A 10,789-nucleotide genomic window follows, 5' to 3' on the forward strand; every position below is an offset into this window, starting at 1 on the left:
CCTTTGTCACGGGGGCGCGACGTCTTTCGTGGTGCTCGATCAGTGGGAGGCGCGAGCGGGTTCCGGCTCGGGGCGGATTGCACGGGTGGCGGCGAATGCCTGTTCTCGGGGCAAGGTCAGCAGGACTGCGGCACCGAGGGTGAGCATGACTGCGACGGTCGTCAGCGCCCCGAGGTAATTGCCGGATCGGTCGAAGAAGGCGCCTACCCAGATCGGGCCGATCGACACCGCGATGGCGAAGACGGAGTAGATGAGTCCGTAGAGGAACCCGTAGCTCCGGAGGCCGAAGTAGTTGCCGCAGAAGAATGCGATCAGATCGGCCTCGGCGCCGAAGGAGATGCCGATCATGACGGCGGCCAGCGGTGCCAGTGCGGGTCCGCCCCAGATAATGAGCAGGCATCCGAGCGCAGTGGTCAGAAAGAGTGGGGCGGCGACCAAAGGGGCGAAGAACCGGTCGACTAGGAAACCGATGCACAGCCGACCTGCGATGACGCCGAGGCCGATCAATCCCGCGATGCCGGCGGCCGCGGCGGGGGTCATCCCGGTGTCGGTGAGCATCGGCACCATATGCGGGATGATGGCGGGGACCGAGGCCCCGACCAGGACGAACCCGACCAGCAGCGTCCAGAAGGTGCGCGAGGTGAGGGCGGCTGCGCGGGTGGCGCCCGGGGCGGCGGCGTCGGTGCGGTGGTCGACGGACTTCTTGACCGGATCGGTCAACCCGAAGAAGGCGAACGGCAAAACCGCCAGCGAGAGCGCAGCGAGGGCAACGAACCCCGCTCGCCATCCCCACAATTCGATGGCAAAGTTGATCAACACAGGCAGGCCCAGTGCGGCGATGCCTAAGCCGGACAGACTGATTCCCAGCGCTAGACCCCGTGATCTGAAGAAGTGCGAGTTGATGACCTTGGTGTAGACGACGGAGGTGGTGCCGGCGCCGAGTAGCCCGGAGAGGGCGAACAAGAGATGGAAGTGCAGCAGATCACCGTGGAACTGGCTCAGCAGAATCAGCGAGAGGGTCAGCGCCGGCACCGAGACGAACGCGATCCGCCGCGGCCCGATACGGTCGAGTAGCCAACCCAGCGGTGCCGTAGCAACGGTGAGAGCGATGGTGGTGTAGAGAAAAGACGAGGAGATTGCGGTTCGGGTCCAACCGAACTCGGCTTGGAGCGCGCCGGTGAACGAGCCGAGACTGTAGAACAAGAGGGCCGTCACGCCAACGGCGGATCCCACTGTGGCGGACAGCAGCGCTGGCCAGCCGGTGCGAAATTCTGCGTAACGAGCAGCAGGAGTCATTGCAAGTCCTATCTGTCGGAGACGACATCTGCAGGACTGGGGCGGGGTCTCTCCGGAGCCCGTGGCCTGTCCTGCGGTGTCGACTGCTGTCCGCCCGGAATGTGATCGGCGGCACAGTGTCTGGAATGACAGTAGGAGCGTGACCACGGTCACCACAATCAATACTTGGTGAAGTCAGGCATTATTCACGGTGATGGGTGGGGGAGCACGTCCTCGGCCAACGCCGAGATCTTGTGCCGCAGCCATTGATGAGCCGGATCGGTCATGTTCGGCCGCATCCACAGCATGATCATCTCGAGGGGTTGCAGGGGAAACGGTGGCTCGATCAACCGCAGGCCCTGTTCGTGCGCGAGCGAGCGGGCCAGGCGCTCCTGAATCAGAGCGAGTAGCCGAGTGTTGCGCAGCATGAAAGGCGCCAGGGTGAAGGTCTGAATACGCACCTGCGTGTTTCGCCGGACGCCGAGCGCATCGAGTTGCATCTCCGCCGACGAAGGGAGCGTGCCGACGTTGACCGCCATGTAGGGCTGTTCACTGAACTGGTCGAGGGAAAGGCTGTCGCCCACCGCTGGGTTCGCAGTGTCCACGACGCAGACGTACCGATCGGTGAACAGGGGTTCGTGGTCGAAGTCCGAGTAACGCGGGAAGACTGCTTTGGGCAGGATGAGCAGGTCGGTGTCGCCGCGGCGGAGGCGTTCAGCGAAATCGTCCCGTGCGGGCTCGATTTGCAAAGTCGCATGCGGTGCCTCAGCGGCGAGCATGCTCAAAAGTGGGCGCAGGAGGACAGCGGCCACGTAGTCGTTGGCGGTAATGGTGAACTCGCGCTGACTCGTTTCCGGGTGGAAGGCAGATCCTGAGACCAGAAGCGAGTCGATGATGGACAGCGCGTCCTTCAGGGGCACGGACAACGATTTGGCGTAGGGCGTTGCGACCAGGCCGCGGCCATGCTTGATAAGAATCGGGTCCTTGAAAAGCTTGCGTAACCTGCGCAGTGTGCCGCTCATGGCGGACTGGCCGACTTGGAGCCGCTCGGCGGCTCTGGTCACGCTCTCCTCCGCGAGGAGGGCATCGAGCGCTACGAGCAGGTTCAGGTCAACGCGGTGCAGGTCCATCGACGGTCCCTTGGAAAGTTTATCTGAAGGTGTGGCCGCCACCCGCGGGAGGCCGTCGGTGTCGTGGTGGTGCCGGCCACGTTTCAGTGACGGGGGAAATGGTGATGACAATAGCCGCAGACGGCTAATCAGCAGGACGTGGCCAAAGCCCGTCCCGGAGTCGAGGATCCAATCCGCGTTGAAGGCTGGGGCCCGAAACTGTTGCGGGACAGCGCCCATCTTCGGCGTCGCATGGAGCCGGAAGCTGTGGTGAAGCTCTCCTCCGGAACAGCGTGCCGCGACGGCGACCTTTTCGTCACCGCCGCGGCACGTTTCGTTCTCAGTTGCCTGTTCGGCTACACAGGTCGAGGGCGATGTCGACGATGAGGTCTTCCTGTCCGCCGACGAGGCCGCGGCGGCCGACCTCGAGGAGGATGGTGCGCACGTCGATGCCGTATCGCTGGGATGCGGCTTCTGCGTGCCGGAGGAAGGACGAGTACACGCCGGCGTAGCCGAGGGTGAGGGTTTCCCGGTCGACGCGGACGGGCCGGTCTTGGAGCGGCCGGACGAGGTCGTCGGCGGCGTCCTGGAGGGCGAACAGGTCGCTGTTGTGCTTCCAGCCCTGCAGGTCCGCGACCGCGATGAACGGTTCGATCGGGCAGTTGCCGGCGCCGGCGCCGTGCCCGGCCAGCGAGGCGTCGACCCGGGTGACACCCTCTTCGACGGCGACGACGGAATTGGCGACCGACAGCGACAGGTTCTCGTGGGCGTGGATGCCGATCTCGGTGCCCTCGTCGAGCACGTCCCGGTAGGCGCGGACCCGGTCTCGGACCCCGTCCATGGTCAACCGGCCACCGGAGTCGGTGACGTACACGCAGTGCGCACCATAGGACTCCATGAGCTTGGCCTGGGCGGCGAGCTCGGGTGCGGTGGTCATGTGGCTCATCATGAGGAAGCCGGACACGTCCATGCCGAGTTCCCGGGCTTTGCCGATGTGCTGGGCGGCGACGTCGGCTTCGGTGCAATGAGTGGCCACCCGCACCGACCGCACGCCCAGTTGGTAGGCGTGTTCGAGTTCGGCGATGGTGCCGATGCCGGGCAGCAGCAGGGTGGTCAACCGGGCGTGGGTGAGGTTGGCGGCGGCGGCTTCGATCCATTCCCAGTCGGTGTTGCTGCCGGGACCGTAGTTCAGCGATCCGCCGGCGAGTCCGTCGCCGTGGGCGACCTCGATGCCGTCGACACCGGCGGCGTCGAGCGCGGACACGATCTTGCCGACGTCGTCGGGGGTGATGCGGTGGCGGACGGCGTGCATGCCGTCGCGGAGGGTGACGTCCTGGATGAACAGTTGCGTGGTCATCGGGTGGCTCCCTGGGCTGCCGTCGGGGCGGCGATCGTGTCGGCGACGGATTCGGCGTAGCGCACTGCGGCCGAGGTCATGATGTCGAGGTTTCCGGCGTAGGCGGGCAGGTAGTGTGCGGCGCCTTCGACTTCGAGGAACACCGTCACCTGGTGGGTGGGGGCTGCCGTGTCCCCGGATGCGAGCAGGGTGTGCACGGGTTGGCCGTCCGGGACCGGGGTGATCTGGACCTGTTGCTTGAGTCGGTAGCCGGGCACGTAGGTCGCGACGTGGTCGACCATCGTTTGGATCGAGTCGCGGACTGCGTCGTGGGTGGCCGGGTCGGGGGCGGAGATCAGGCACAGGACGGTATCGCGCATGATCAGCGGCGGGTCGGCCGGGTTGAGGATGATGATGGCCTTGCCGCGGCGGGCGCCGCCGACGGTTTCGATGGCGTGGGAGGTGGTTTCGGTGAACTCGTCGATGTTCGCGCGGGTGCCCGGTCCGGCGGACTTCGAGGCGATGGAGGCGACGATTTCGGCGTAGGCGACCGGTGTCACGCGGGAGACGGCGGCGACGATCGGGATGGTGGCCTGACCGCCGCAGGTGACCATGTTGACGTTGGTGGCGTCCCGGTGTTCGTCGAGGTTGACCGCCGGCACCACGAACGGCCCGAGGGCGGCGGGGGTGAGGTCGATCAGTCGTTTGCCGAGCGGTTCGAGCAGGGCGGCGTTGGCGGCGTGGGCCTTGGCGGAGGTGGCGTCGAAGATCACGTCGATCTCGTCGAAGTTCGGCAGCTCCAGCAGTCCCTGGACGCCGCCCGAGGTGGTGGGGACACCGAGTCGGCGGGCGCGGGCGAGCCCGTCGGAGTCGGGGTCGATGCCCACCATCGCGCCCATCTGCAGGACGTCGGAGTGGCGGATCACCTTGATCATCAGGTCGGTGCCGATGTTGCCGGATCCGATCACCGCGACGGTGACCTTACGGGTGTTCTCGCTCATGGTGCTCACTCCTGGGTGAAGGTTGCGGTGATCGATCCGAGACCGGTGATGTCGGCCCGAACGGTCCTGGCGGTGTCGATGACGGCCATCGGCCCAAGCGCCCCGGACAAGATCACCTGACCGGCCAGCAGTGGTTGCCCGAACTCGCGTGCGGTGCGCGCGAGCCAGGCCAGCGCCCGCAACGGGTCACCGAGGCAGGCGGCCCCGGTTCCGGTCGACACCTCGGTGTCGTCGATGAGCATCTGCATCTGCGCGGCGACCGGGTCGAAGGAGTCGAGGGTTCGCCGGTCGGCGCCGAGGACGAACAGTCCGCTCGACCCGTTGTCGGCAACGGTATCTCCGAAGGTGATGTCCCACGCGGCGATTCGGCTGTCGACGATCTCGAGGGCGGCGACCGCGTAGTCGACGGCGGCGCGGATCTGGGTGTCGTCGAGCGGCCCGTCCACCAGATCGTGTGCGAGGACGAACGCGATCTCCGCCTCGACCTTCGGCTGCAGCAGACGCGACAACGGGATGGGGGTGCTCTCCTGGCAGCGCATGTCGTCGAACAACACCCCGAAGTCCGGTTGGTCGACGCCGAGCTGCTGCTGGACCGCCGGAGAGGTCAGGCCGATCTTGCGGCCGACGACGCTTGCTCCGGCGGCGATCCGGCCGGCGACGATCCGCTCCTGCACGGCATACGCCGCCGCGACGTCGTCGGCACCGATCAGGTCGCGGACCGGCGCGCACGGCGTGGAAGTTGCCGCGGCGGCACTCAACCGCTCGGCGGCTACGGTGACCGCGTCGGCGGTAGCTCGCGCCGTGGTGGGCAGACTGGTGCCCTGAGGTGTGCTCATCTGACTTCCCGATGTGATCGTGGGGTGGACTGTGGTTCCACTGTTGCCGCGGGGAGATCGCAGGCCAAGCATTGCGTTCCACTGAGCCGAACACACGCCGGTATCGTGGACGACGCCGCCGGTAGCAGCGGAAGGGAGGAACCGGCAGTGTCCGATCAGGAGTTCGACCGCACGACGGTGCTGGGCAAGGTCATGATGGTGCTGCACGCGTTCACCATCGACGACTCGACCCTGTCGCTGGCCGAACTGGTCCGGCGGACATCCATCCCGAAAGGCACGCTGCACCGGGTCCTCTCCGACATGGTGGCGGTGCGGATGCTGGACCGCACCGACGCCGGCTACCGGCTCGGCGGATCGTTATTCGAGCTGGGCATGCGGGCGTCGGTCGAGCGCAGCCTGCTCGAGGTGGCGATCCCCTTCATGGAGGACCTCTATGTGCGCACCCACGAGACGGTGCACCTGGGGGTCCTCGACGGGACCGAGGTCGTGTACCTGTCGAAGATCGGCGGCCATCGGCAAGCCAGCGCACCATCGAGGATCGGTGGCCGGATGCCGGTGCACTGCACCGCAATCGGCAAGGTGCTGCTCGCCCACGCCGATAGTGACCTCCGAGAGCAGGTGCTCTCCGCTCCGCTGGCCCGCTACACCGCGCGGACCATGATCCTGCCCGGACCGCTGCGCACCCAGCTCGACCGCATCGCCGCCGAGGGCATGGCCTACGAATACGAGGAATCCGCCACCGGCATCGTGTGCGTAGCCGCCCCCGTCCGCGACGGCGAGGACGTCGTTGCCGCGATCAGCGTGACCGGCCCCTCTCACCGCTTCCGGCCGGACACGCATGCAACCTCGGTCCGCGCAGCCGCCGACGGCATCGGTGTGATGCTCGCTCGGCGAACACAGCTTTTTGTCGACACGCGATCCAGCCCGTAGCCCCTTCGGTCTAGCAGAGATCAATGATGACCCCTCATGCAACTAGACGTCTAGAATGCTAGTTGCTTTAATGGTTTGGTGCTCAATCATTTGGTGGTCGCCCTTCGGCGTCGTTCCCCTGACTGTGTCATCGCACCGTCGCTACGTGCCGGCGTCGCGGTGGGTGTTCCGCTGGTGGGTGCCATGATGGCGGGCTGGCATCACTGGGTTCCCTACCTCACGCTTGGCTCGCTGGTCGCCCTGTATGGGAAGAGCGAACCATATCGCCGGCGGGCGGGAACCCTCACTGGTGTCGGTATCGGCCTGGTGCTGGCCGTAGGTGCCGGTGTGTGGGTTGCCGGTTCGGTTACCCACCCCGCCGCACGCTTGTTGATGATCGGGGTTGCGGCCGCGGTGGCCAAGCTCTTGTGCGATGCTGGCGCTTCCGGGCCTCCGGGAGGATTGATTCTCGGTTTCGCCTGTGCCACCACCGCGTATCTCCCGCCGCCGGTTCCGTCGGTGGTGGCGGTCTTCGCCGCTACCTCGGCGGGAGCGTTGTTTGCCTGGGTGGTGTGCATGTGTGGATGGGTGTTCGATCCGTGGGGTCCGGCGCGGGTCGCGGTCGCGAATGCGTTGCGATGCGCTGCGACGATCTCCCGGTCCGACGAGGCCCGTGCCAGGCACACGGCCGCACTGGCGGTGCACTCTGGCTGGTTGGCTCTGGCGGCGCCGCGTGAACGGCGTGCCGGTGTTCACGGCATGCTCGTCCGGTTGAATGCTGCCGCCGAATCGGTTGTTCTGAACCCGGCATCGCCGGACACCGTGCGAAGTCACCAGCTGAAATCGGCAGCGGCACGAATCCTGCGACGGCGGCCACCGAATCTGCCGGATCTGCCTGCGCCACCGTTTCTGAACGCATTCACGGATTCTCCGGGTTCTGTGATGCTTCGGTCGCGGTCGATGGTTGCCGCGCTGCACCCGCGGTCACTGATGATGCCGGGCGCGGTGCGCGTGTTTCTCGGCACCGTGGTCGCCGGCGGTGTGGCGCAGGCACTGCACCTCGGCCACGGCTACTGGGCTTCGGTGACGGCTATTGCGGTGTTGTCGGTTCCCAGCGCCGTCGCCAGCGTGCATCGCGCCGTGCAGCGCACACTCGGTACCGCGGTGGGACTGATCCTGGCGTTGCTGGTGCTGTCGACTGTGTCCTCCCCGCTCTGGGTGTCCGTCATCGTCGTCGGGTGTGTAATCGTGGGGGAGATCTTCGTGGTCTACAACTACGGGTACGGGATGGTGTGGATCACCCCGACTGCTGTGTTGCTGACCGTGTTGGCCGGGCCGGCCGGGTCCGCTGACCTGACGGGTGATCGCCTGCTCGCCACCGCTGTCGGTGGGCTGGTTGCGCTGGGATGCGTACTCGCTGTGCGAAACCGAAGGTCGATACGTGCGCTGGAGTCCGCGATACGTGCCTGCGAAAAGGCGGTCGCCGAACCACGCGGTGAGCAACAGCGGCGGAAGTTGGTTCCCCTGGTCGCAGCGGCACGTGATGCGTACGAAATCGTCCGGGGTGAGCACTCGATTCGTGATGTACCGGATGAGGAGCTCGTCCGTCGCTTCGAGCGGGAGTTCGCATACTCCTGAGGTCGCTGCCGGGCGACGTCGACACAGTGGGGTACGACCACAGGCGCGGAGCGAATACCGGCCCGCCTTCCTGGTGCTTTTCGCTCTCGCGTCCGTAGCTCAGTTTCGCGGATGGGGGATCGGACCATGGCCCTGGGTGCTAGGTACTACACGACGACCAGCCCTGGTCCCGATCCACCGCCACAAACGAATGCGAAAGCGGGGTGATCGATCGCTGGCGGCTGCTACCTGTCGCGCCGGGGTGCGTCGTCCACGTCCCTCTCCAGCGGTCGTCATGTGGTGAGGCTGTGGCGGGTACGGACCGCCCCGGGTGGGGGCCTTCGCCCGGGACAGCCGTCGACGGCTCCGGCGGTGCACCCAACACGGGCCCGTCGTCGTTCTCCACTGCCGTTCTAGAGTGCCAATATTACTCATCCTGAGTGATCTGGACCACTTCTTGTCGCTGGATCAAATCGACAATCTGGCCTTACCTGGATATATGTAAGTCGTTTGAAATAGTTCCGGAAAACCTCTTTCTTGTTACGGCAGTAACTGGCATGCTAGTTGTAGTGATGGCGATCACCCGGTCGGCCGATAGGGCCTCGGGTCCACAGAGAGTTTGAGAAGGTGCAATGGAGACTTCAGCCTTGCCTGCCCCGGCATTCGTGCCGTTCCCCGAAGACGGCAGCGGCTACGACACCGATGTCGTAATCGTTGGCCTCGGTCCGGCCGGCGGCACGGCCGCCCTGGCCCTGGCCACGTACGGGATCCGAGTGCACGCCGTCTCGATGTTTCCGTGGGTGGCGAACTCCCCCCGCGCGCACATCACGAACCAGCGGGCCGCCGAGGTTCTCCGCGACCTGGGCGTGGAGGAGGAAGCGCGGCGGTACGCGACGCCGTGGGATCAGATGGGAGACACGCTGTTCACCACGAGCCTGGCTGGTGAAGAGATCGTCCGACTTCAGACCTGGGGTACCGGTGACCTGCGCTACGGCGACTACCTGACCGGCAGCCCGTGCACGATGCTGGACATTCCGCAGCCGTTGATGGAGCCGGTACTCGTCAAGAATGCCGCCGAACGCGGCGCGGTCGTGAGCTTCCACACGGAATACCTCGACCACGTCCAGGACGAGGACGGCGTGACCGTCCGCTTCCGTGATGTCCGCTCCGGGAACGTCTTCGAGCAGCGTGCTAGGTACCTGCTGGGCTTCGACGGTGCGCGTTCGAAGATCGCCGAGGAGATCGAGCTTCCCTTCGAAGGCGAACTTGCCCGTGCGGGTACTGCCTACATCCTCTTCAACGCCGACTTGAGCAAGTACGTCGCGCATCGCCCGAGCATCCTGCATTGGATCATGAATTCGAAGGCTGGTTTCGGTGAGATCGGTATGGGTCTGCTGCGGGCAATCAAGCCGTGGAACCAGTGGATCGCCGGCTGGGGCTTCAACATGGCCGACGGTCAGCCCGACGTGTCCGACGAGGTTGTCCTCGAACAGATTCGTACACTGGTCGGCGACCCCGATCTCGAGGTCGAGATCGTGTCGCGGTCCTTCTGGTACGTCAATCAGCAGCATGCCAACCACTACCAGTCCGGCCGGGTCTTCTGCGGCGGCGATGCCGTCCACCGGCACCCACCGAGCAGCGGCCTGGGTTCGAACACGTCGATCCAGGATGCGTTCAATCTGGCATGGAAGGTCGCGTTCGTCGTCAAGGGATACGCCGGTGATGGTCTCCTCGAGTCCTACTCGCCCGAGCGAGTACCGGTCGGCAAGCAAATCGTCGCCCGCGCCAACCAGTCCCGCAAAGACTACGCAGGACTGCGCGAATGGTTCGACTATGACAGCGACGACCCGGTCAAGGCCGGCCTGGCGAAGCTGAACGACCCCTCGCCCGAGGGTGTCGCCCGACGTGAACGCCTCTACGAAGCACTGGAATTGAAGAACACCGAGTTCAACGCCCAGGGTGTCGAACTCAACCAGCGTTACGAGTCGGACGCGGTCGTGCCTGATCCTGACGCCGGGGACGAAGAGTGGGCCCGCAACCGAGAACTGTATCTGCAGGCGACCACGCGGCCCGGCGCCAAGCTGCCCCACGCGTGGCTTGTCGGAGCGGACGGCACGCGCATCTCCACCCTCGACGTCACCGGGAAGGGAATGATGACCCTTCTGACCGGAATCGGTGGACAGGCGTGGAAGAAGGCCGCCACCAAACTGGACCTGCCGTATCTGCGCATCGTGGTGGTCGGCGAGCCCGGAACCATCGACCCTTATGGCTACTGGCGCCAGGTCCGCGAAACCCACGAAGCCGGCGCCATTCTGGTCCGCCCCGACGGTTACATCGCCTGGCGGCACAGCGCCCCGGTCTGGGACGACGCCGAAGCAGTCCAGCACCTGGAGACCGCGCTGGCCAGTGTCTTGGACCGGTCGGCGGAGCAGTCCACCGACAGCGAGACGGCCATCGCGAGCGACTCCGGCCGCTCGACTCCGCCGCAGTACAGCACCGCGGCGATGCCGATCGCCGTTCCTCAGGCCACACCAGAGGACGCGTCGGCGGTCGCCGGCACGCAGAGCAATGTCATCACAGCCGAGGGAGGCAACAACTGATGTCCCGTCCATACACCAGCGTTTGGGACGACCTGAACCAGGTCGAGTTCAGTCAGGGATTCTTGCAGGCCGGCCCGTACCGGACCCGGTACCTGCACGCCGGCGA

General features: G+C 65.8%; 8 protein-coding genes and 1 pseudogene. 4 read left to right on the plus strand and 5 right to left on the minus strand.

The window, feature by feature from the left end:
• Positions 1–39: 39 nt before the first annotated feature.
• The 5 genes from ACFTWF_RS35255 to ACFTWF_RS35275 form a co-directional block, all read right to left on the minus strand.
• Positions 40–1,215, minus strand: coding sequence for an MFS transporter (locus ACFTWF_RS35255; RefSeq protein WP_378465714.1), 1,176 nt, complete (start codon positions 1,213–1,215; stop codon positions 40–42).
• Between the two features lie 266 nt (positions 1,216–1,481).
• A complete protein-coding gene (locus ACFTWF_RS35260) occupies positions 1,482–2,405 on the minus strand; it encodes a LysR family transcriptional regulator (RefSeq protein WP_378465715.1) in 924 nt (307 codons plus the stop codon).
• A 319-nt stretch (positions 2,406–2,724) separates the two neighbouring features.
• Complete coding sequence (gene dmpG, locus ACFTWF_RS35265; RefSeq protein WP_378465716.1) at positions 2,725–3,741, minus strand: 4-hydroxy-2-oxovalerate aldolase; 1,017 nt, start codon at positions 3,739–3,741, stop codon at positions 2,725–2,727.
• A complete protein-coding gene (locus tag ACFTWF_RS35270) occupies positions 3,738–4,721 on the minus strand; it encodes an acetaldehyde dehydrogenase (acetylating) (protein ID WP_378465717.1) in 984 nt (327 codons plus the stop codon). The genes dmpG and ACFTWF_RS35270 overlap by 4 nt, the downstream gene beginning before the upstream one ends.
• Positions 4,722–4,726: 5 nt before the next feature.
• Positions 4,727–5,557: a 2-keto-4-pentenoate hydratase gene (locus tag ACFTWF_RS35275; protein ID WP_378465718.1), complete on the minus strand. Its 831-nt coding sequence runs from the start codon at positions 5,555–5,557 to the stop codon at positions 4,727–4,729.
• A 147-nt stretch (positions 5,558–5,704) separates the two neighbouring features.
• Between ACFTWF_RS35275 and ACFTWF_RS35280 the strand changes: the two genes are divergently transcribed.
• From ACFTWF_RS35280 to ACFTWF_RS35295, 4 genes and pseudogenes are all read left to right on the plus strand, one after another.
• Positions 5,705–6,487 (plus strand): IclR family transcriptional regulator, encoded by a 783-nt coding sequence (locus ACFTWF_RS35280; RefSeq protein ID WP_378465719.1) that lies wholly within the window; start codon positions 5,705–5,707, stop codon positions 6,485–6,487.
• Positions 6,488–6,646: 159 nt separating this feature from the next.
• Positions 6,647–8,104: an FUSC family protein gene (locus tag ACFTWF_RS35285; protein WP_378465720.1), complete on the plus strand. Its 1,458-nt coding sequence runs from the start codon at positions 6,647–6,649 to the stop codon at positions 8,102–8,104.
• Between the two features lie 611 nt (positions 8,105–8,715).
• Positions 8,716–10,683, plus strand: coding sequence for an FAD-dependent monooxygenase (locus ACFTWF_RS35290; RefSeq protein ID WP_378465721.1), 1,968 nt, complete (start codon positions 8,716–8,718; stop codon positions 10,681–10,683).
• Positions 10,683–10,789, plus strand: a pseudogene (locus ACFTWF_RS35295) (alpha/beta hydrolase); the annotation flags it as partial. The gene ACFTWF_RS35290 and the pseudogene ACFTWF_RS35295, both read left to right, overlap by 1 nt.

This window comes from Rhodococcus sp. NPDC056960, from assembly GCF_042674125.1.
Taxonomy (GTDB): Bacteria; Actinomycetota; Actinomycetes; order Mycobacteriales; family Mycobacteriaceae; genus Rhodococcus_F.